Origin of the sequence: Sivoneniella epilithica UHCC 1019, assembly GCF_040830845.1 — a bacterium.
Lineage (GTDB): Bacteria > Cyanobacteriota > Cyanobacteriia > Leptolyngbyales > Leptolyngbyaceae > ULC077BIN1.
Map to the genome: position 1 here is coordinate 21,691 of NZ_JBFPDP010000010.1, position 22,773 is coordinate 44,463.

Below are 22,773 nucleotides of genomic sequence, written 5' to 3' on the forward strand. Positions count from 1 at the left end.
GTGCCTACCCTGCCGGAGATGAAGGGCAACCACAAGGAATTGCCCCTACGAATTTCATATCTCGATTCAGCAACGTCAAAAATCTGGGCGTTGCTGATTGCAAGTATGATTTTTGACTGTAGGGGTAGGTCTTGTGCCTACCCTGCCGGAGATGAAGGGCAACCACAAGGAATTGCCCCTACGAATTTCATATCTCGATTCAGCAACGTCAAAATCTGATTCCCGATCCCTGACCCCATGGCAACTGACATCACCGGGCAAATTAAGCAAAAAGCGCTGGAGTTAGGCTTTAACAAAGTTGGTATTGCTTCCGTCCAACCTCCTTTAGCGTCTGCCACTTCTGCATTGCAATCTTGGATATCTCAGGGTTATCACGCTGACATGATGTGGATGGCGAATCCCAAACGTGAGGAGATTCAGCAGATTATGCCAACGGCACAGTCTGTAATTTGTCTGGCGCTCAATTATTATGTGCCTGTTTCTCGCCCTGATAGCAAAGATTATGGCAAGATTTCTCGCTATGGCTGGGGGCGAGATTATCATCGGGTGCTGCACAAAAAACTCAAGGCATTGTCTACCTGGCTACAAGCGCAAGGAGACACTGTGCAGGCGCGCTACTATGCCGATACGGGACCCGTGCAGGAGAAGGCATGGGCACAACAGGCAGGCATTGGCTGGATTGCTAAAAATGGCAACCTGATCACGCGAGACTATGGCTCTTGGGTCTTTTTGGGGGAAGTGTTAACCAATTTGGAGTTGACCGCCGATCGCCCACACACGGCTCATTGTGGCACCTGCACCCGCTGCATGGATGCGTGTCCAACGAGGGCAATTCCGCAGCCTGCTGTTGTGGATGCTAACCGCTGCATTGCCTATCACACGATTGAAAACCGAGCGGAAACCTTGCCAATGGCGATCGCATCTCATATGCAAGGCTGGGTCGCTGGCTGTGACATTTGCCAGGATGTTTGCCCTTGGAATGAGCGCTTTGCTCAACCTACCCATGTTGTCGAATTTCAGCCCTATCCTGAAAATGTAGCGCCGTTGCTGACTGAACTAGCGACTTTATCTGATGAAGAGTGCGATCACCGTTTTCCTGCTTCTGCTCTCCGTCGAATTAAACCCCCCATGCTGCGACGAAATGCCCAAGCAAATTTAGATGCGGCTAGGGAATAAAGAATAGGAAAACAGAGCGACCCTGGGAAAAAGCTTGAAAATTTGTTGCATTAGAGATGCATCTAAAATGAGATTGACCGCTTTAGCATTGCGATCGATGTAATTGACTGAGTGCCTAAACTCAGGGTTGCTGGTGCCCATGTAAAGGAAATGCTCAAAGATGAACAGATTTATTGCACTAGCTATGCTTATGAACACGGTATCGATCGCCCCGATGTAGTGAATTGGAAATGGTCTAACTAATACAGCATGGCGTGGATCAGCAAGGGGTATCCAACCCAACACTTGCTGATTTATGTCAGGTTGTAAGATCGTCTACCTATGCTTAACTGCTCCATAATCAGCAAAATGCTACTGGTAATCTTTACTTCTGAGCGAATCTGTTCCATATTGGTTTATTTATTCAAGCGACCTATTCCGTTCAACTGAACTCTGCTGTTGAATCGCAACCTTCGGGCAATTTACAGGCAATACTAAGGAACTGAGACGATGCAAACTGCGCCCATCCCCCCCGAATGTCCTACGGTTCGTGTAGAAGATGACCGTACCGGGCTGGATATTGAAACTCTAAAACGGGCATTTTTGGACAATTTGTTCTACATTCAGGGCAAGTTTCCAGAAATTGCGACCCAAAATGATTACTATATGGCGCTGGCTTACACCGTGCGCGATCGCCTGTTTCGTCGTTGGTTAAACACCGCTGAAACCTATAGTAAACAGGGCGCACGTACCGTCTGCTATCTATCAGCCGAGTTTTTAATGGGTCCTCACCTGGGTAACAACCTGATTAACTTGGGCATTTTTGATACGGTCAAGCAGGCAATGACTGAACTAGGGTTAGACTTAGACGAACTATTTGAAAAAGAAGAAGAACCGGGTCTTGGCAATGGCGGTTTAGGACGGTTGGCTGCCTGCTATTTAGACTCTCTCGCCTCCCTGGAAACCCCTTCCATTGGCTATGGCATTCGCTATGAGTTTGGTATCTTTGACCAAGATATCAAAGATGGCTGGCAAGTGGAAGTGACAGACAAGTGGTTACGGTTCGGCAATCCTTGGGAAGTTGCCCGTCCTGAATGGGAAGTAGAAGTTAAATTTGGCGGACACACCCAAGCCTTCACCGATGAACACGGGAACTATCGGGTGCTGTGGGTGCCTGACAAGGTGGTGCGCGGCGTTCCCTACGATACGCCCATTTCTGGGTACAAAGTCAACTCATGCAACACCTTAAGACTGTGGGCTGCCGAAGCAACCGATTCGTTTGATTTTGATGCCTTTAACGCGGGGGATTACTCCGGCGCGGTTTTCAAAAAAATGGAGTCGGAAACTATTTCTAAGGTGCTGTATCCGAATGACAACATGACCCAGGGTAAAATCCTGCGGTTAGAGCAGCAGTTTTTCTTTGTGTCCTGCTCGTTGCAAGATATGTTCCGCATTTTGAAACGGCAAAATATTGCGATCGAGCGGTTCCATGAAAAGTTCACCATTCAATTAAACGATACTCACCCAACGATCGCAGTTGCCGAACTGATGCGTCTGCTGATGGATGAGTATGGCATGGAGTGGGATAAAGCTTGGAGCATTGTAACCAGCACCTTTGCTTATACCAACCATACCCTCTTGCCCGAAGCGCTCGAACGTTGGCCCATCAGTCTATTTGGCTCGATGCTGCCCCGCCATCTAGAAATTATCTACGAAATCAATCGTCATTTTCTAGATGACATTCGGATCAAATTTCCTGATGATCTCGATCGCCTGAGCCGCATGTCGCTAATTGACGAAAGTGGTGAGCGCTATGTGCGAATGGCGCATCTAGCCTGTGTGGGCAGCCATGCAATTAATGGAGTGGCGGCGCTTCATACCAAATTGCTGAAGCAAGACGTGCTGCACGATTTTGCAGAAATGTATCCAGAAAAATTTGTCAATGTGACGAATGGCGTAACGCCTCGCCGTTTTGTGGCACTGAGCAATCCGCGTCTGACTCGCTTGATTACTAGCAAAATTGGTGGAAATTGGATTAAACATCTAGATGACTTACGCCAATTAGAAAAATATGTAGACGATACGGGTTTTTGTAGCGAGTTCCGCACAATCAAACACGAGATTAAACAGGACTTGTCGAACTACATCAAAGGGTTATATGACATCAATGTTGACCCTAATTCCTTGTTTGATATCCAATCGAAACGGATTCATGAGTATAAGCGCCAACATCTGAATGCGCTACATATTGTGACGTTATATAACCGGATCAAGGCAAATCCTGATATCGACATCACACCGCGTACTTTCTTGTTTGGCGGTAAGGCGGCTCCGGGTTACTACATGGCAAAGTTGATTATTAAACTAATCAATTCGATCGCCGATGTTGTGAATCGTGATCCTGATGTGCGCGATCGCTTGAAGGTGTTGTTTATGAAAGACTACAGCGTTAAATTTGCCCAGCGAGTTTATCCAGCAGCGGATTTATCTGAGCAAATCTCTACCGCTGGTAAGGAAGCATCTGGTACAGGCAACATGAAATTTGCGATGAATGGTGCGCTCACCATCGGCACCCTCGATGGAGCCAACGTCGAGATTTTAGAAGAAGTCGGAGCCGAAAACTTCTTTCTGTTTGGTCTGACGGCTGAGGAAGTTTCTCAGAAAAAAGCAGCAGGCTATAATCCCCAGGATTTCTACAGTACCGATCCTGAATTGAAGCTGGTCATCGATCGCATTTCATCCGGCTTTTTCTCCCATGGAGATACTGAACTGTTTAAGCCACTGATCGATGATTTGATGTATCACGATCAATATTTGCTGTTTGCTGATTACCGCTCCTACATCGATTGTCAAGATCGAGTCGGTTTGACCTATCGTGATCAGGATCTCTGGACTCGCATGACGTTGTTGAACACCGCCCGAACCGGAAAATTTTCGTCTGATCGTTCCATTCAGGACTATATCGATAACATCTGGCATACCAAGCCTGTTTCAATTGATTTGAAGGAGTATGTGCAAGGCGGTAGTTTGATGGATACTCCGAGTGGAGTTTCTCTATAAGCTAGGTTCTTTATCGCTAAAGTAGGCGATCTCACCTTGGGGCATTGCGCTCAGTAGTGCCCCATCCCTGTCTACAGTTCAAACCTCTGACTGCAACTTGAAAGAATCAAGTATAGTTCTAGGAAAGTTAGCCACTTGATTGTCTTAACTATGAACAGCAAAGAACCCAGCTTTCTCGCCGTGAACCAGTCTGTTACTTCGCTGGTCGCCCAGTTACATCACTACTTCCATAACTCCTATTTCCGCGATAAGGTCACTCATAGCACCTTTTCATCGTGATCAGCCTACCCAAGCGCAGGAGCAAACAGCTTGATAAAGTTGGAATGTGCAAAGTGAGTGATATCGAGTGCGAAGTAAATTGTAGGAAATTATCATGAGCCTCAAAATCTATTTTCTTCGTCATGGCGAAACCGAATTCAGCCAAACTGGTAGCTACTGTGGTGATCTGGATGCTGAACTTACGCCTGAAGGGGTAGAAATGGCAAAGGCGTTTACAGATGCTTACAAATCCATTCCCTGGGAAGCGGTATATGTTAGCCCAAAGAAACGCACGATCGCCACGGCAAAACCTTTGTGCGAGGCAGTGGGAATTGATATGCAGATTCGCCCTGGGTTAAGGGAGATTTCCTATGGAGAGTGGGAAGGGCACACATTAGACTACGTAAAGCAGCATTTTGGCGAGGCTTATCAATGCTGGCGGGCGGAACCTGCCTGGAATGCTCCCACTGGCGGCGAAACCTCCGTGCAAATTACCAACCGCGCCTCATTGGTGCTTACTGAAATTCACGAAAAACATCGATCTGGCAATGTGCTGGTTGTCTCCCACAAAGCCACCATTCGGATTATGCTGTGTAGCCTGCTGGGAATTGACTTAGGGCGTTACCGCGATCGCATTAATGTCCTGACTACTTCCATCACCATCGTCAAATTGAATGAACACGGTCCGATGTTAGAAGTGTTGGGCGATCGCTATCACATTCCTGAACATATCCGCAATCGACCCGGTACTTGATGGAGCGATCGTGGGTCTATCGTGAGTTTCACTAGGCGGCATTACTAAATGCAGACATGATTTTCATTGGTAGGGGTAGCGCCTTGTGCCTACCCTTACTGGGATAAGGGCAACCACAAGGGATTGCCCCTACGAATTTTATATCTAGATTCAGCAACGACCACTAGACTATTGCTTCTGGAAAGCGCTCTTGCAGTACTGGAAACACTGGACAGGGGTTGCGATCGCTGAGGTTGTCGGGTTTATTCCAGGTATAGGGCGCTTTGGCAGCCGCAGACATCCACAGCAAGCGTTTGGCGCGGGTCATCGCCACATAGAGTAGGCGGAATTCCTCGGCAGTTTTCAGATTTTGGGCACGGTTCCAGGCGGCTAGCGTATCGGGAAACCCAGGCTGATTGTGGACGTGGGCGCGAATTTGGGCACGGGCGACTTCTGCCAAGGTGAAATTCCCTAAAAAGGTGGCTTGGGGCGGAATGCGAGGCGTACCGGGAATCATATTTTCATGTAAAAAGGGAATGAATACCCAGTCCCAGTCCAACCCTTTCGCTTTATGCATGGTGATAATGGTCAACTGTCCGGCTTTCGTGTAGCGATCGTCCGCATTCTCGGTATCCACTGGCTCAAACCGTTCTGAAGCCACGATGTCATTCAGTGCCGCGAGAATAGCAGGTAGCGTTGGGTCGCCTTGGGTTTGCTGGGTGGTGCGGTCAGCCAATTTGTCCGCCGTAGCGAGTTCGCTTTGGTTGTAGCCCAGAGTAAACGCAAAGAAGGAAATCAGTTGATAGGGCGGCAGTTCTAGCCGAGCGCGCAGGAGACTGGTGCAATAGCGTCGGGCTTGGCGAACCGGATCGGATTGAATGGGATCGAGCGGTCCGGGATACAGCATTTGTTCAGGAAAACTGACGATCGCGTTCAAATCTTGCGTCGGAATCAGTTTGCGCTGAACTAAAGTCGCGAGGGCACTTTTCAAGTTATCGGGTGAATGGGGGCGATCGCAAAATTGCAGCAGCGTCAGCATCTCGACAGGCACATGGGATTGGCGCTCCTGTTGCCCTACTTCATACACCGGAATCGTGTCACCGTACCAGCGTTGCAGTTCTCGCGCCACAAACCGCCCTTGTTCATTCGTTCGCACCAATACTGCGGCGGCACCTTCCGGGTTATTTTGAAATAACTGGAGCGATCGCTGCCCGATTAATTCCACTGTTTGAAACACATCGTCTGGTGTGTAAAGCTCCAGTCCACGTCCTTCTGGCTTCGGGTTAAGCTGCGGATCGCCAAGAGGCACAGGCTGAATTTTTTGCAGACGAAACGGCTGTTCGGTTTCGGCAAGTTTGGAGCGATTCACCCACTCCAACACAAAGTTTGCAGCATTGATAATCGCGATCGTGCTGCGTCCTGCTTGAGTCATGGTTGCCAACCGATTTTGGCTATCGCAGACATCACAAAACTCGCGAAAGAAAATGGGGTCGGCAGGCGTAAAAGTAGAATTAATCGCTTGATTGGGGTCACCGACGCGCACTAAATTGAGCGGATCGGATTGAGCCGGATCAGCGGCAATAATTTCTAATAGGCGAGTTTGCAATGGGCTAGAATCTTGGGCTTCATCTTCAAACACGGCAAACACTTGTTGTTGCCAATAGTGCCGCACGGTGGAGTCATTCAACACGCGCAACGCTGCCAAAATGATTTCGTCGTAATCCATCCAGTTCCGCCGCTGGAGTTGCTCTTGATAAAGTTCATACAGCCCTGCCGCGATCGCCAGCACCGAATATTCATCGGCAGCAGCATCACTGAAGCGGCGCAAATCATCGGGCTGCAATCCAGAACTTTTCGCCTCATGCACCACGGTTGTTGTGAGAGTGGGCAATACTTCCGTTCGCAAAACAGACTGTCGCCGCAGTCGCTCGGTTTCTTCCCCGTCGAACTGTCGTCCTTCTAGCAAGGTTTGAAACAGACGCGGATTGGTGGCAATCCACTGTTCCACACAGGCGCGCACTAGGCGATGGTTTTGGTTGGGCGTAACCAGCAGCGTGTCAGAATTTAAGCTCGATCGCTCAAGGTGGCTCCGGGCGATCGCCCATCCTAAACCATGCAAGGTATAAACTGAAAAACCTTGCTGCGGTAAGGATAGCTGCTTGAGGTAACCACGAATTTTGGCTTTGATGTTTGCGGCTGCCGATCGCGTGAACGTCACTATGATCAACTGTCGTCGGGCATTGAGTTGGTTTTTTGCGATCGCGATCGCGGCTGCTACCGCCATTCCAGTGGATTTACCCGATCCTGGCACCGCCGACACTGCCAACACGCCCGACTGCCAATCCGCCAGTTCTCGCTGCCCCACTCGCAGCATGGCACGCAGATCGTCAAGGGTAGTTGGAGGGGAAGCAAGCATAAGTAGAGGGGTGGAGGGGTGAAAACTTGTAAAGCATTTAGCAGAGCAACTTTGGGTAAAAGGTGGAATCTATTACTTCATAATGGGACTCGTCTAATCGATGGCGAACCGTTTGAATTTGCACGCCATCGAGTAATTCTGCTTGCTTAAATTCTATGCGTAATTGAGGAAATGATTCAGGCGCATATATTGCCGCTTGGAGCGCCTGGGATTGCAGATCCAATTGAAAATAAAAAGGAAAGGAATAGGGGTTTCTAAACCGCAGATCTTTATAGCCATACACCACGGTTGCATCAGAACCGAGGGGTGCAAAGCGATTGGTCTCTGTGTAAATATCTTTGGAGTGAGGGTGTCGCTCTAAGGGCGTAATGCCAGCTTTTAAGATAAGAAAGTAAATCAATCCCGACAGTTGACATAACCCCCCGCCAATCTCTGCCGTAAGCTGATCCTTGGCGATCGCTCGTCCTGCTAAATATCCTCTTTTTTGGCTGGGGCATCCAACTAAATGCCAAAACGAAAAAATTTGATTGGGTGAAATTAGCACGTCTTGAATATGAGCGATCGCCAATGCCAAGTTGTGTTTTTTATTATCAGAATATTCCGTTGTGAAAATGGCTTGAGTTAGATGAATTTGAGGTTGAAATAATTGTTTTTCTGAATGCCATAAATGTTGCGAATCAACAAAGTGATTGGACTGCCCCGTTGACCAATCAAACCAATCTCTTTGAACCACTTTGAGGCGCAATCTCCAAGAAGCAGGAATGAGTTGTTTCATGCGGTATCGAGTCGCTACGGTTTGTTAAATAAATTCAAGGGTAAGTGTCCATAGGTTTCGTTCACGTCTTCATCGTCAGCCGATTGGCAAGACACCAGCACCCCGCGATGAGTTCCTGTATAAACATCTAGGAGACAGCGGTTAGTTTTGGGGTTGAACTTGAGATAGACGGAGCCAGCGATTCCCGTAGGGATCGTTTTACGAATCGCATCGGGCTGAGGTCTAGCAGAATATCCTAGTGCAGCGAGATAGCAATGCAGAGTTGCGATCGCTTGAGGCGCAGTGTCTGCACAAATACCAAAAATTTGATAATCGGAGCGATCGCAGACCTGTCGGATGGCTAACCGAATCGCCTCTACAGTAGGCAGTTGGTCTATAGGCACTTGTTCAATGCAAAGAAACTGCCTTAAAAGCGTTTGAGCCGTGTCAAGATTCATCAGTAAAAAAGACAATAGTGAGTCTTAGCAGGTAAAAACAGGCGCGATGGTTTTCTATCCACACTCCACTATCTCCTATTCAGGCTCCTTCCGATTCATCCGTTTTTCCGGACGCTGAGAAAATGAGTAGCTTGTTGAGAATAATATGCAAGTGATTTAGGATGGTGTATGCTAATACATAAGCTGTTGAACTTCTTTCGCAACTATGATTAGTATTCTTTCAGAAAGATGTTGAGTCAAATAGGTTAAATTTTACTAGACAAATCTTTGTGTCTTTGCTCTTAACTAAGGGGAACACTAGGTTTGATCAGTTTGAACCTGTGGCAGATGGTTTGCCGCAGAACCGCGATCGCTCAGGCTTTTATAACCTCTAAGAATCATTTGCATTAGCTAAACTAATGAATTTATCTAGCTCAATGACGTTAACTGTTCCCGTAGGAAGCATTTCTCGCTGCGATCGCTGGCTCGCCTGTCAACGGTTGCAAGACCTTAATATTTCTTGTCAGTGTCACTCCGATGGTTATCTTCAGGTAGAAATCACCCATCCCATTGCCATCTTGCAGCTTCGGAGTGTTGTCCAGCAGATTACTGCATCCCGTCTAGAGCTTGTAGACTGGCTAGAAAGATGTTTAGACGCTAATTGCTAATTAGTCTACGCTACTTGACTTTTCGCCTATCGCCCTTGCCACTTAAATCATCATGAGCAAAAAAAATAAGCAGATCTCTACATTTAGTCTTGAAGGACGCTTCCTCAGCTTTATTTTGGAAGAGGGTTACAAGATTAAGTATTTATCGGTGGCAACTGCGGAGGGTGAGCTTTGCATTAAACTTTCCAAGGAGTCAAGAGCTTCCGTAACAGGTGTGCTAGCTCCAGGAAACTGGATTAGAGTATTTGGAGAGCGATCGGTTGATTTAGCAACTGGAGACGTTAAATACAAAGCGTTTTTAATTAAACAGGTGGCTCTTGGACAAGGCAGCAAACCAACGATGGCAAGCCCTGAGATATCGCTCCCTGCAACCAATATGGCTGGGAATGGGGCTGGGAAACCAAAGGCACAGCGTTCGGAAACGATTCTCATGTGTCAAAAGTCAGACTGCATGAAGCGGGGTGGAAAAGCGGTTTGTCAAGCACTACAAGCAACTTTGAGCGATCGCGGTTTGCAGGATCAAGTGACAGTAAAGGGGACGGGCTGCATGAAACAGTGTAAAGCAGGTCCAAACTTGGTTATGCCTGACAAAACTCGCTACAGTCGCTTTACCGCAAAAGAAATTCCCCAAATGATTGCTCAGCATTTTCCCGTTACTCCAAGTCGTGAAGCTATTCCTACAGAAAGCGCCATCTTCTAAATCATTGCTTGCCAATTTCTGAACCAGGATCAGCTTAAACAGGAGTATTGTTCAAACCGACAAGCGGAAGGTCTGTGTCTCCTAAACTCTCCTCAAATCTCCTTTCCATTCCTGGAGTTAGCGTCATTAAGTCCTCAATGTTGCGAAGCATTGTGGCGCAGATTGTATCAAGCGGCAAATCGTTTGCATCATGCCCAAATGGGTTTTCAATTTCGATGCCAATTTCCTCAATGCCAAATAGCGTAAAGCTAATCAGCGCGACCACAGCCCCAGTCCACCAGCCTAATTGACCCACGGTTTGAAAGGGTAAGGACAAACAGTAGAGCAATAGCAACTGTTTGAGATGAATCGAATATGCTATTGGCATGGGTGTTTTCAAAATTCGCTCACAGCCACCCAAATAGTCTACTAAGCCATTGAGCAAGTTCTGCATCGCCATCAGTTGGTAGCTATCAAACTGTTGATGGCTATATTGATGCTGCAAATAGTCTCCAATCCAAAAGGCGATTTCTAGCGGTGGATGATTCATTGTTTGCAGCTTGCGAAATTTGTCAGGCGGGATCAATTTTTCCGCTTCTGCACCCAGCGGTTCCTGTCGGAGGTGCTGCTTTGTGGCGATCGCAAACGCTACCAGCAACTTCAACGCCGCAATTTTATCATCTCGCTCTTCTGGCTGTTTTACCGGCACCACAATCCAAATGTGACGAGCCAAGTTGCGAGTTGTATTCACAATTGATCCCCACAATTTTCGCCCCTCCCAAAATCGCTCATACGCCGTGTTTGTCCGAAAGACCAGCAGCAACCCCAACACAATATTAGGAATTAAACTGGCAAGGGTTGGCAGCGCTACGGGATGCTTAAAGTAGGCAAAAACAGAGATCAAGACTCCAAACAAACCACAAATAATAGTGCGTCCCAAAATCGATGGAATGACAGAGCCTTTAAGCTGAAATGCCGTCTGGAACCAGTTTTTGTCTTTGATAGGCATAGGCGAGATAGGCATAGGCGAGGGGCGAGAGGGCAGGAGCGAGGGCTGATTGACTGACACCTCTATGTTTTTTGAGTCTATGAGGTAGTGCATCGAATGGATGCCCTGTTTACTATCTACTATCTATCCAGTCCCTGTCCACATTTCCCCCTTGCCCCTCGCCCCTCGCCCTTTCTTGTTGCACCTCGTATCATGAGGGTAAAGCACAACACATCGCCTCATGCTGACTCAAATTAAGGATATTGCTGCAAATTTAGCTCCTCGATTTATTGAAATTCGTCGCCATTTACACAGTCATCCAGAACTGAGTGGTCAAGAGCATCAAACTGCCGCTTATGTCGCTGGAGTGCTTTCCTCCTGCGGGTTACAGGTGAAAGAAGGGGTCGGTAAAGTTGGAGTGATTGGAGAATTGCGCGGTGAGAACAGGAGTGCGCGATCGCTGGCGATTCGGACGGATATGGATGCACTGCCGATTCATGAGCGCACGGGTCTAGAGTTTGCTTCCCGGCAATTGGGGGTGATGCACGCCTGTGGACATGATGTTCATACCACTGTGGGATTGGGAACGGCGATGGTTCTCGCCCAACTGGGAAAACCGTTGCCGGGAAACGTGCGATTTTTGTTTCAGCCTGCGGAAGAAGTGGCGCAGGGTGCAAACTGGATGATCAACGATGGGGCAATGAAAGACGTAGCAGGCGTATTGTCTGTGCATGTGTTTCCGTCCATTCAGGCGGGAATGGTGGGCATTCGCTACGGGGCATTGACGGCGGCGGCAGATGATTTGGAGATTACGATTTTGGGCGAGTCGGGACATGGGGCGCGTCCCCATGAGGCGGTAGATGCCATTTGGATTGCTTCCCAGGTGATCACCACGGTGCAGCAGGCAATTAGCCGTACCCAAAATCCCCTGCGTCCTGTGGTGCTGACGATCGGGCAAATTAGCGGCGGGCGGGCACCGAATGTGATTGCGGATCAGGTGAAACTACTGGGCACGGTGCGATCGCTGCATCCAGAAACGAGCGCGGCTTTGCCAGACTGGATTGAGCGGATTGTGGCGGGGGTTTGTCAGCCCTACGGTGCCCGCTATGAGGTGAACTATCAGCGGGGGGTGCCTTCGGTGCAAAATGATCTGGCGTTGACCCAATTGCTGGAGTCGGCGGCGAGAGAAGCTTGGGGTGATGGCGGCATTGTGATGATTCAGGAACCATCGTTGGGTGCAGAAGATTTTTCGATGTATCTGCAACATGCACCGGGGAGCATGTTTCGGCTAGGGGTTGGGTTTCGCGATCGCCACAATTACCCGTTACATCATCCTCAATTTGCTGTTGATGAAACATCCATTGTGACGGGCATTGTCACCCTTGCTTATGCGGCGTGGCAATATTGGCAGCAGATGCCGACTTCCTATGAAGACGTTACTTTGTCTTAACCCTTTGCCCAATCCTACAGGTTTTATAGAATGTGATTTATGATCAAAGCTTCAGTTATTTCTACGGTTAGAGAAGATTAGTCCGAAAAACTTCTGAGCGCTCAGCAGAAATACGGTTACGTCATAGAATGATCAGTTCCACTATGGAAAATCTGGGTTGTATCTATGGTTGGGGTATTGATCTCAACTTTGGGGCTTTTGAGCGGACGGTTGAAGATTGATTAACGTGGGTAGTCGCTAACAACGGATGGTAGAGGTGAATAAGTTGGAACGCGAACTAGCGGACATTAATCTAGAAGAGAGCGATCGCCGCTTTCGTTCATTGATTGAAAATGCCACTGACATCATTGTGATCTTGGATGAAACGGGTGTTTTTCGCTACTCTAGTCCTTCCGCAGAGCGTGTTTTGGGCTATCGCTTAGAAGATGTCAGTGGAAAATCTGCAACTGAATTAGTTCATCCTGATGATGTGGCGGTAGTGATAGAAGTGTTGCAAAATGCAGTACAAAATCCCCACGTTGCACAATCTGCGATCGAATATCGGGTGCGCCATCGAAATGGCTGTTGGCGGACTTTTGAAGCCGTTGCGACTAGCTTATTGGACGATCCTGCCATTCGGGGAGTAGTGGTTAATTGTCATGATATTACCGAACGCAATCGGGTAGAAGAAGCCCTACGAGGAGCAAATCGGCAGATTGCTATTATTCTCGAAAGCGTCACAGATGCATTTGTTTCTCTAGATAAAAACTGGTGCTTTACCTACCTGAATCATCAAGCGGCACAACTGATTCAGCGATCGCGAGAAGAATTATTAGGTCAAAATCTTTGGGAAACGTTCCCCGATTTTATTGGCTCAACTCTAGATCAAGAATGCAACAAAGCGCTTTCCCAAAAAATTCCAGTCAGCTTTGAAGAGTTTTATCCCTTCCTGCGAACTTGGTTTGAGGTGCGTGTTTTTCCCACGGCAGATGGATTGTCTCTATTTTTAGTCGATGTGACTGAGCGGCGACACGCCCAAGCTGAACTTTTAGAAATGAGTACGGCGCTTGGAAATGCCGTGGAAGGGATCGCTCGTTTAGATACGAAAGGACACTACATTGCGCTGAACCGGGCTTACGCTGAGTCATTGGGCTATGAGCAGGCAGAAATGATTGGCATGGCTTGGCAGGACACAATCTATGCAGACGATGTGGCGATCGCAGAGGCAAGCTACCAGCACATGCTGCTGCATGGCAAAGCTGAGGCAGAGTTGCGGGCAATTCGTAAAGATGGCTCGAACTTTTACAAAGAAGTCGTAATGGTAGCTGCCTATGATTGGTACGACCAACTGATTGGGCATCACTGCTTTACACGAGATATTAGTGAACGCAAATTGGCGGAAGCAGCCCTGTTGCAACAGGCAGAACGAGAACGATTAATGGCAGGATTGGCGCAGTTATCAGCCAGTATTTCCCATCGAATTCGTCAATCGTTGAACCTAAAAGAAATTTTGAACACCACGGTTTTGGAGGTGCGCCAATTTTTAATGGCAGATCGGGTCGTGATTTATCGCAGTCTTGCCAGCGGCGATCGCATTGTCACCGCCGAATCAGTGCAGCCCAACTATCCGTCTCTCTTGGGTTTAACCGTAAATGACACCTCTTTTGGGCAGCGCCATCTGACCTATCGCCAGGGACAGCATATTGTTGTGGATGATCAACAACAGCAGTCTCCCGAACTGCAAGCGTTTATGGCACAGTGGCAGATTCAATCTTTTTTGGCGGTGCCAATTTTGCATGGAAATGAACTGTGGGGAACGCTCGTTGCCCATCAGTGTAGTGCGACGCGGTTCTGGGCAGCCTATGAAATCGGGCTATTGGAGCAACTGGCGATTCAGGTGGCGATCGCCATTCAACAGTCCGAGCTTTACCGCCAAGTGCGTCAACTCAACGCCAACTTAGAAGAACAAGTGCGAGAACGGACGACTCAACTTCAGCAAGCTTTGACCTATGAAGCCCTGCTCAAGCGAATTACAGACTCAGTACGTGATAGTTTAGACGAAGATCAAATTCTTCAAAATGCTGTTCAAGAGCTAGTTTTAGGGTTAGGAACTGCGGGGTGTGATGCGGGTATTTATGATCTAAAGCAAGGCACTTCGACCATTCGCTATGAATATATTCGCTATGACGTTCCAGCCGCCAAAGGTTGCACCGTGGAGATGGCAGATCATGCCCATCTGTATGATCAGCTTTTGCAAACCCAATACTTTCAGTTTTGCCGCATTCGCGATATCGGGATGCGCCCCTTGGCGGGAATCCATGCCGCTTTTGTCTGTCCTATTGTGGATGACCAAAGCGTCATGGGCGATTTGTGGCTGTTTAGACGGGCAGATGAGTTTTTTACAGATTTAGAGATTCGGTTGGTGCAGCAGGTCGCCAATCAATGCGCGATCGCGATTCGTCAAGCCCGCCTCTATCAAGCAACTCACGCACAGGTTGCCGCATTGGAGGAGCTTAACCAGCTAAAAGACGACTTTCTCAGCACCGTGTCCCATGAACTGCGGACTCCCATGTCTAACATGAAGATGGCGATCCACATGTTGAAAACCATGACCAGCCCGGAACGCCAAAAGCAATATTTAGATATTTTGCAATCTGAGTGCATTCGAGAAATTGAGTTAATTAATGACTTGCTCGACCTGCAACGGCTAGAAGCGGCTGCCTATTCGCTTAATCCAGTAGAAATAAATCTGCAAGAGTGTCTGGCTCATTTAGTAGAACCCTTTCGATCGCGAACACACGATCGCAAACAAAATTTGCAAGTTTGCATTCCAGCCAACCTGCCACCGATCATCGCTGACCAGCCCACCTTAGAACGGGTGTTGGCTGAACTGCTGAATAATGCTTGTAAATATACGCCTCCCAACGGCGAGGTAATTTTGAGCGTAAAGCACTTAGAGAACCCATCTGGCGATCGCGGCGCTCAGATTGCCTTTTCAGTACAAAATCAAGTAGAAATTCCAGCGACAGAGTTAGCACGAATTTTTGACAAATTTTATCGGGTGCCCAATGGCGATCGCTGGCGGCAAGGCGGCACAGGCTTAGGATTGGCGTTAGTACAGCGACTTGTGGCTGTACTAGGCGGCTCGATTCACGTTGAAAGCAACCAAGGCTGGACCACCTTTGCCCTTCACTTGTAGTCGCTAGTATTACGTAGTCCTGAATGCGGTTGTGGTTTAGGTAGGGCGATCGAGGGCTTGCTTGAGTTTTTTGCAGGCTGCTTGAATGGCATCAATGCTGCCGGGATTGACTAAGCCATAATAGTCAAACACGTAAACGCGATCGCCTTGAGTTGCCTTCAATTTGTTCCAAAAGGGTTCGGTTTTCATTTTTTCCACTTCGCCCTGCCCGGTATCTACTACAAGCAGAATATCGGGGTTACTCTGCAAAACTTTTTCGGGCGAAAGAGTGACATAGCCGCTAAAGGAACTGCTGCCTTGGAGATCTGCTACTAGATTTTTTGCCTGAAATTGGGTTAATAAATCGCCCGTCCAACTGGTTTTATTGGGAGCTAGCAACGGTTGCCGACTGACTAACACCAGTGTCGATGATGGTTGGTCAGTCGGGTCGATAAAGGTTTTATAGGAGGCTAACAGTGCCGTTGGATCAGCTTGAATGGCAGTTGCCAGGGTTTTAGTCAGGTCTTCCAACGCGCTCCAGCTATTCACGTCAACTAGCAAAGTACGAATGCCCATGCCCTCAAGTTTGGTCATCGTTTGATCATGAAATCCTTTTGCACCCACGACCAAATCGGGTTTGAGTGCCACAATCTTTTCCAGGTTGGGTTGAACGCGCCCCTCGCTGACTTTGGTGACTTGGCTGAATGCCGGATTGCTGTTAAGCAGACGACTACCGGGCATTCCCACCAGTTTAGTTTTGTCGAGCCGCTGAAGAATATCGGCGGAGAGGGAAGTGAGAGCAACCACTCGGTTAGCGGCGGCAGGCGAGGGTTGGCTGGCTGTGGGCAATGCGGAGGTAGACGGTGTTTGGACTGAGGGGGCTGCACAGCCGCTTAAAGATGCAACCATTAGGGCGATCGCCACTATCTGTTTCAGATTTACACGCATTTTTTAAGTCCTAATATAAAGCTTGAAACTAACGTTAAAATCGCCAAGTTAAACCCACGCGAAAGCCCAAGCCAGGTTGGGCATAGCGCCCGATGTCGCGGGGTTCGGGGGTGTCGAGTAGCGATCGCACATCGGAATATTGAAAATATTGGGTATTGAACAGGTTAAACAGTCCGACGTTGAGGCTAATCAGCGGCGTGAAGTTGTAATAGCTGACTAAATCGACAGTGGCATAGCCTTCCGGTTGATAGAGACCAGAGGCACGATTCCCGTTGGGATCGTGGAACGAATCGCGGGTGCGGGGGGTGCCCACAAACGTGGCGGCGAGTTCGGCTCCCCACTGATTTGCAGGCGCACGATATCGCAAACCTACCACTGCCTTAAATGGATCGACGCTTTCCAATGGCTGATTTCGAGTCAAATCATCTCCAATCGTGTAGCCGATCGCCGTCAGAATGCTAAAGCCGTGGTTCTCTGGGCTAAAGCGATATTCACCGCTCAATTCAAAGCCGTAGGTTCTAGCTTTACCCACATTTTGGGATTGAAATAGCTGCACTGGGCGACCGGGCACGATCGCGAAATCGGTTCCAGCAGGCGCAAAGGTTTCGATAAAGTTTTTGTAATTGTTGTAGAAGCCTGTGACGCTGAAGTTGACTTGACGAAACCCACCGCGCACGCCCAGTTCAAAAGTGTCGCTGTTTTCGGGTTCTAGGTCGGGATTAGAAAGAGTTTTATAGCGAAAAGTTGGGCTAGTTAGGTTGGTAAATCCAGCGTTGATTTCGCTATACAGCGGTGCCCGAAAGCCGCGTGCATAGCGTCCGGTGAGGGAAACTTCCGGCGTGACGCGCCAGACGAGACCCAAGTTGGGCGAGACGGCTGATGCGGTTAGATCGGCGGCAACGGCACCCACATTCCGCGCGTAGATGTCATCGGGTGAAGTTTTGAGGCTGTAGTAATCGAAGCGAATGCCGGGAATCAGAATGAAGGTATTGGCAAATTCGATTTCGTTTTGAGCGTAGATGCCTAAACGGGTGGTGGTGGAGTCGGGAAAGTCTTTAACGGGAAAGTTATCGGCACCGATCGCACTGGTGGTGCGTAATACGCTTCCGGCGGCGTTGAATTGCGTTTCGATGCCGTCGCGGGTGCGATCGTTGTGGGTGGAGGAAACATCAATGCCGTAGGTGAGCTTGTTGAGGATGCTATCACTGAAGCGAAAGCTGCTTTGTAGCTGAATCTCGCCGCCAAATACGCGATCGCTAAATTCATTGGTCAAATTTCGGACTCGACGGCGATCGTTGCCTGCTCCCGTTCGCACAAAATCCTGGATGCGTTCTTCTTCCACCTGAGCATTTTGAAAGTAAACTTGCACCCGTGCTGCGGATAAAAATCCTGTGCTTTTCGGATCATTAAAGGTGTAACCGAGGCTAACGCGATCGCGGCGAGTTTTGTTTTCTAAGGATTCATCCTGACCGCGAAAACCAACCGGCCCGATTAAGTCATTGGCAATGATATCCGCCACTCTAAAGTCATCTTCATTCCGATAAATTTCGGTGCCAAATGTGAATTTACTCGTGGTGCTAAGGTTGTAGTTCAGCTTAATCAAATAGTTGTTGCGGCTGTTGGTGCGCGAATCTACAAACTCGTTATCTGTTGGCACTCTTGCCTCGTTGCCATCGCGCCGTGTATAGCCAAATAACCCTTCAAATGCGCCCACGCGAAAGGCGATCGCAGCAGTGTTGACCCAACTGCGATCGCTGGTGTCATACTGCGTCGAGAACGTTGTCAGCGCATCCTGCCGACCAAACCGCTCTAGCACCTCAGCAGGATCAAGCGTTTTAAACGTGACCACACCGCCGAGCGCATCACTGCCATAGAGTGCCGAAGCGGGACCGCGAATCACTTCCACGCGCTGGAGTGCGTCCAAATCTACATAATCGCGACCAATGGAGGGCGTACCAAATTGAAACTGTCCCGGTAAGCGAATACCATCCACTTGCAGCAAAACGCGATTGCCGCCAATGCCGCGAATGGTAATATCTTGCAGCCCATAGCGACGATTATTACCCACAGAAACATTTGGCTCATATTTGAATAAATCGCGCAGGTCTTGCATCAAAAAGCGATCGATGTCCTGCTCATCAATCACTGAAATGCCAGCCGGAGAAAGTCGGACGGGACGCGGGGTGCGGGTTCCAGTTACGGTAATTTCGTCTTCGTCTTCATCTTCATCGCTGTCTACTGATTGGATCGGGTCTGGTGTTTGTGTTGGGGATGCAGGAGTCTGTACAAGCCACTGGGCGCGAGTGAGTGCAGGCTGAAACTCTCTCAAGCGCTGAGCGATCGCTGGGGAGGAAGAGGCGGCATCAGGGGATTGAGGGTGTTGCGGGGATGCCTCCTCAAGCTTGTATGAAGATGAATTATCGTCGCTGCTTTGGGTCGTGGGTTGTCCCGACGCAAATTCTTGCGATCGCCCTGGCTGAATCGATAAACTACAAATGAAACTAATAATCAAAAAGATATAGCTAAAGTACAAATAATTCACAATAATCCTCATAGCAAAACATGAAAAACTGGGGGACTGTATTACAGATACAGTCCTAGCACTGTCCCAAAGCTAGCTTAAAATACCCTTTTGCATGCGATGTGGCAAAGATGCTAACAGTTTATACAATTGATTAGCACCGAAAGTCTATTGAAATAGATTCTCAATTAATTGAGAGTAAATGTCAAGTTAATTGGAAGTAAAACTTTAGGTTCCAATGGTTGAGAATCGGCGTTGCTGAATGATCTATGAACGCCTAAATTTGCCCTCACCCTAGCCCTCTCCCAACGGGCGAGGGAATAAGATTTCTAGCTCCCTTCTCCTTGGGGAGAAGGGTTGAGGATGAGGGAAATCATAGCTGCAATCAGCAATGCCCCAATGGTTGAGAATCTTCGTTAAAGAATTCGTTAAAGAAATGGACAGATCTGCAAACCTACTGGGGTTTGTAGTAAAGTTGCTTCAATCTCAAACACTTGACGTAGGTTGGGGGGTGTAATTACCTCAGACGGAGTGCCAATCGCCCACAAACAACCCTGATGCAACATGGCGATGCGATCGCTATAGCGAATTGCCAAATTGACATCATGCAGCACTGTAATGATGGAAAGTCTCTGCGTTTGATTCAACCGTTTGAGCAGTTCCAATAGTTCCAATTGATAGCGGACATCTAAATAAGTAGTCGGTTCATCCAATAGCAACACTCTAGGATTTTGCGCCAGTGCCAATGCCAAAAACGCCCGTTGCCGTTCACCGCCAGAGAGTTGCTCAACGGGGCGATCGCGAAAATCCTCTAGCTGCACTTCTGCGATCGCGGTGGTCACATACTGCTGATCCACTTCAGTGAGATCCCATTGCCACCAGGGTTGATGGGGCGATCGCCCTAAGCTAACTAACTGCTGCACCGTTAGCCCCGCCGGAATGGTTTGTTGCTGAGGTAATAGTGCCATTTGCTGGGCTACTGCTTGGGCAGATTGAGTATGAATCGCCGTGCCATCTAACAACACAACGCCTTTTTGCGGCAACAACACTCGACTAACCAGCTTTAACAAGGTCGATTTTCCAGACCCATTTGCCCCCACCAAACTAAGCCACTCCCCCGGTTGAAGTGCAAAGTAAATATCCGTGACAACAGGCTGAGCGTGATAGCCTCCTACGACTCCCTGAATTTCTAGCAGCGCTGCGGTAGTGGGCGATGTCATGACTTTACTTTTCTACTGGCGACGACGGTAAATTAACAGAATGAATAGGGGAGAACCCAAGATGGCGGTGACGGCTCCTACGGGCAGTTCGATCGCCCCAATCCGTGCTAGCCAATCGGCAAAGGTCAGCACCCAAGCGCCACCCAAGGCAGACAGCGGCAGCACCCAGCGGTAATCGTTGCCAATCAATAATCGAATGCCATGGGGAACGACTAAGCCGACAAAACCGATCAGTCCAGAAATGCTGACGGCACTGGCGGCGAGTAGGCTGGCGATCGCCCCAATCAGCAACCGCGATCGCCCTAGGGAGATCCCTAACCCCGTCGCCATTTCATCGCCCAAATTCATCACGTTGAGAGTCCGGGCAAGGAGACAGCCACCGAGCAGCGCGATCGCAATATAAGGAGCCACCATTAATACTTCGTTCCAACCCCGCCCGTTCAAACTGCCTAGTAGCCAATTCAATACCGATTGCACTCGTCCTTCTTCGGTCATGAGCAGCAAAACCGCTTGGAAGGCTCCTAATAGGGAACTGACCGCAATCCCAGCTAACAGCAGTCGTTCAATGGCGATGCCTGTACGAGTGAACCCCAATAGATAGACGATCGCCGCTGTCAACATTGCCCCAACCCAAGCAGCAACAGGCACCCAGCTTTGCAACCCTCCAATGGCAAACAACAGGGTTGCCACTAAACCTGCTCCAGAGGAAATGCCCAACACAAACGGGTCTGCCAATCCATTTCGCAGCATTCCCTGCAACAACGCTCCCGACATGCCCAAAGCGGCACCGACCACCAATGCCGCCAGAATGCGGGGTAAACGTAATTCCCAAATCACCGTTTGATAAAGCGGATCACCTTGATGCAGAAAGGCTTGCCACAGTTGAGTCAGGCTCATGGGAATGGTGCCCTGACAGAGAGATATGCCCACCGTCAGCAGCAAACCAGCCAGCAAAAAGCCCACAGTCAGCAAGACGCGATTTTGGATAAAAGGCTGTTGATGTGCAGTTCCTTTATTAAGTTGAAATGTCATAGCATCACTATTCGCCTGAAGCGGCAGGAGGGGGCGCTATAGGCTCAGGGGCAGGCGGTGGCTCATATACTGGCTCTGGCGGTGGCTCATATACTGGTGCCGGAGGTGGCTCGTAAACGGGTTCGGGGGGAGGTTCGTAGGCGGGTGCTGGCGGTGGCTCATAGGCGGCAGGGGGCGGAGGAGCGACAGGCGCAGGAGCGACAGGTTCAGGAGCGACAGGTTCAGGAGCCACGACGGGGGCAAGCGCAGGTTTAGCAGGAGGGTCGATCGCCGCTGCGGGTGCCGGAGCTTTTCGTTCTGCTTCGCGCCGTTGCCGTTCATCTTCAGCGACTCGTTGCCGCTCTGATTCTCGTCGCCGCTGCTCATTTTGGCGCTGAAAAGACGATCCTTCTTCTTCAAAAGTGACTCTGACCCGGACATTGCTGCGTCCACCTTCGGGCACGGTTTTAGGATCAAACCGCCATTTACCCATTGTTTCCAAGGTTTCGCGATCGGTGTCTGCATTGCCACTCGATTTCCGCAAGCGCACATTGATTACTCTGCCGTCTGGGGCAATATCGTAAGTCACTTTTGGATCGCCTTCAGCACCTCGATATTTTGGTTTAGGGCATTCTAAACACGTTAACTTTGGCTTGCTGACTGGCGCGATCGGTGGGGGAGAGGTGGGGCGCGCTGAAGTGGATTGTGTGCCTGTGCCACCGGTCGTACCACCTGGTTTTCCGCCCGGAACTCCTTTAGTATCCCCATCCGGTTTCCCGAATGGATTGAACCCCGTGGGCATCTTAGCAAACCCAAACCCGTCGCCTGTCCCGTCAGGGTTGGTGATAGGTCCGCCCCCGGTAGCAACCGCCGTATCTCCGGTGGTGCTAGTGAGGGGAGAGGTTGGGTCACTATTTGGGGCAGGCGGTTGATTGCTGGGGGCATCTTCACCGGGCGCTAGGGGAGCCTGAGTATCCGGGGCGAGCGGCGGCGGTGCAATATCTGGCGCAAAAGCGACCTCTTGGGGTTCCGGTGCAATCTCTGGCTCCGGCTCTTTCACAATTTCTTCGGGTTCTTCTATTTTGGGCGGCTCTTCGACATTCTCAATCACGACTTCCATTTCGTCGTCTTCGGCTTCTGCCTGTCGCCAAATGCCGGGAGTGGGAACTGCCATCGCGATCGCGTGTAGCATCGCCGACCCCAGTAAGCTAAGCAACACGAATTTGAACAACAACTTCCGTTCTTTTTCCCGCTGTGCAGTGGTGATTTCTAAGGTGCCCATAATACAAGTTGTTCAATAGCGGGTGAGAGAGTTTTT

General features: G+C 49.2%; 17 protein-coding genes. 8 read left to right on the forward strand and 9 right to left on the reverse strand.

Annotated elements, in window-relative coordinates; genetic code table 11:
• Positions 1-237 precede the first annotated feature (237 nt).
• From queG to AB3R30_RS08545, 4 genes are all read left to right on the forward strand, one after another.
• Positions 238-1,176, forward strand: a complete 939-nt coding sequence (queG, locus tag AB3R30_RS08530) for a tRNA epoxyqueuosine(34) reductase QueG (RefSeq protein ID WP_458648747.1) — start codon at positions 238-240, stop codon at positions 1,174-1,176.
• A gap of 111 nt (positions 1,177-1,287) precedes the next feature.
• On the forward strand, positions 1,288-1,419 hold the full coding sequence (locus AB3R30_RS08535; RefSeq protein ID WP_458648748.1) for a hypothetical protein: 132 nt from the start codon (positions 1,288-1,290) through the stop codon (positions 1,417-1,419).
• Between the two features lie 246 nt (positions 1,420-1,665).
• Complete coding sequence (locus tag AB3R30_RS08540) at positions 1,666-4,215, forward strand: glycogen/starch/alpha-glucan phosphorylase (RefSeq protein ID WP_458648749.1); 2,550 nt, start codon at positions 1,666-1,668, stop codon at positions 4,213-4,215.
• A gap of 373 nt (positions 4,216-4,588) precedes the next feature.
• Positions 4,589-5,227, forward strand: a complete 639-nt coding sequence (locus tag AB3R30_RS08545; RefSeq protein WP_458648750.1) for a histidine phosphatase family protein — start codon at positions 4,589-4,591, stop codon at positions 5,225-5,227.
• Between the two features lie 163 nt (positions 5,228-5,390).
• Here AB3R30_RS08545 and AB3R30_RS08550 read toward each other — a convergent pair whose 3' ends face one another.
• From AB3R30_RS08550 to AB3R30_RS08560, 3 genes are read right to left on the reverse strand one after another with little or no spacing between them, the layout of a single operon-like run.
• On the reverse strand, positions 5,391-7,622 hold the full coding sequence (locus AB3R30_RS08550; protein WP_458648751.1) for an ATP-dependent helicase: 2,232 nt from the start codon (positions 7,620-7,622) through the stop codon (positions 5,391-5,393).
• A 37-nt stretch (positions 7,623-7,659) separates the two neighbouring features.
• On the reverse strand, positions 7,660-8,397 hold the full coding sequence (locus AB3R30_RS08555; protein ID WP_458648752.1) for a VanW family protein: 738 nt from the start codon (positions 8,395-8,397) through the stop codon (positions 7,660-7,662).
• 14 nt (positions 8,398-8,411) lie between these two features.
• The gene (locus tag AB3R30_RS08560; protein ID WP_458648753.1) at positions 8,412-8,834 is read right to left on the reverse strand and encodes a DUF1824 family protein; all 423 of its coding nucleotides are present in this window, start codon (positions 8,832-8,834) and stop codon (positions 8,412-8,414) included.
• A 398-nt stretch (positions 8,835-9,232) separates the two neighbouring features.
• On the opposite strand from AB3R30_RS08560, the gene AB3R30_RS08565 reads away from it, so the two are divergent.
• Together AB3R30_RS08565 and AB3R30_RS08570 are read left to right on the forward strand one after the other, a co-directional pair.
• Positions 9,233-9,481, forward strand: a complete 249-nt coding sequence (locus AB3R30_RS08565; protein ID WP_458648754.1) for an Asr1405/Asl0597 family protein — start codon at positions 9,233-9,235, stop codon at positions 9,479-9,481.
• Between the two features lie 52 nt (positions 9,482-9,533).
• Positions 9,534-10,181, forward strand: coding sequence for a (2Fe-2S) ferredoxin domain-containing protein (locus tag AB3R30_RS08570; protein WP_458648755.1), 648 nt, complete (start codon positions 9,534-9,536; stop codon positions 10,179-10,181).
• 34 nt (positions 10,182-10,215) lie between these two features.
• Here the strand turns inward: AB3R30_RS08570 and AB3R30_RS08575 are convergent, their stop codons facing one another.
• Positions 10,216-11,184, reverse strand: coding sequence for a bestrophin family protein (locus AB3R30_RS08575; RefSeq protein ID WP_458648756.1), 969 nt, complete (start codon positions 11,182-11,184; stop codon positions 10,216-10,218).
• Between the two features lie 205 nt (positions 11,185-11,389).
• Between AB3R30_RS08575 and AB3R30_RS08580 the strand changes: the two genes are divergently transcribed.
• Together AB3R30_RS08580 and AB3R30_RS08585 are read left to right on the forward strand one after the other, a co-directional pair.
• Positions 11,390-12,598, forward strand: coding sequence for a M20 family metallopeptidase (locus AB3R30_RS08580; RefSeq protein ID WP_458648757.1), 1,209 nt, complete (start codon positions 11,390-11,392; stop codon positions 12,596-12,598).
• A gap of 247 nt (positions 12,599-12,845) precedes the next feature.
• Positions 12,846-15,776, forward strand: coding sequence for a PAS domain-containing sensor histidine kinase (locus AB3R30_RS08585; RefSeq protein WP_458648758.1), 2,931 nt, complete (start codon positions 12,846-12,848; stop codon positions 15,774-15,776).
• Between the two features lie 36 nt (positions 15,777-15,812).
• On the opposite strand, the gene AB3R30_RS08590 is transcribed toward AB3R30_RS08585, so the two are convergent.
• The 5 genes from AB3R30_RS08590 to AB3R30_RS08610 form a co-directional block, all read right to left on the reverse strand.
• Positions 15,813-16,703, reverse strand: coding sequence for an ABC transporter substrate-binding protein (locus AB3R30_RS08590; RefSeq protein ID WP_458648759.1), 891 nt, complete (start codon positions 16,701-16,703; stop codon positions 15,813-15,815).
• Positions 16,704-16,737: 34 nt separating this feature from the next.
• Positions 16,738-19,245 (reverse strand): TonB-dependent hemoglobin/transferrin/lactoferrin family receptor, encoded by a 2,508-nt coding sequence (locus AB3R30_RS08595; RefSeq protein ID WP_458648760.1) that lies wholly within the window; start codon positions 19,243-19,245, stop codon positions 16,738-16,740.
• A 407-nt stretch (positions 19,246-19,652) separates the two neighbouring features.
• A complete protein-coding gene (locus AB3R30_RS08600; RefSeq protein WP_458648761.1) occupies positions 19,653-20,444 on the reverse strand; it encodes an ABC transporter ATP-binding protein in 792 nt (263 codons plus the stop codon).
• A gap of 12 nt (positions 20,445-20,456) precedes the next feature.
• Positions 20,457-21,476 (reverse strand): FecCD family ABC transporter permease, encoded by a 1,020-nt coding sequence (locus tag AB3R30_RS08605; RefSeq protein WP_458648762.1) that lies wholly within the window; start codon positions 21,474-21,476, stop codon positions 20,457-20,459.
• Between the two features lie 7 nt (positions 21,477-21,483).
• Positions 21,484-22,737, reverse strand: a complete 1,254-nt coding sequence (locus AB3R30_RS08610; protein WP_458648763.1) for an energy transducer TonB family protein — start codon at positions 22,735-22,737, stop codon at positions 21,484-21,486.
• Positions 22,738-22,773: the final 36 nt, after the last annotated feature.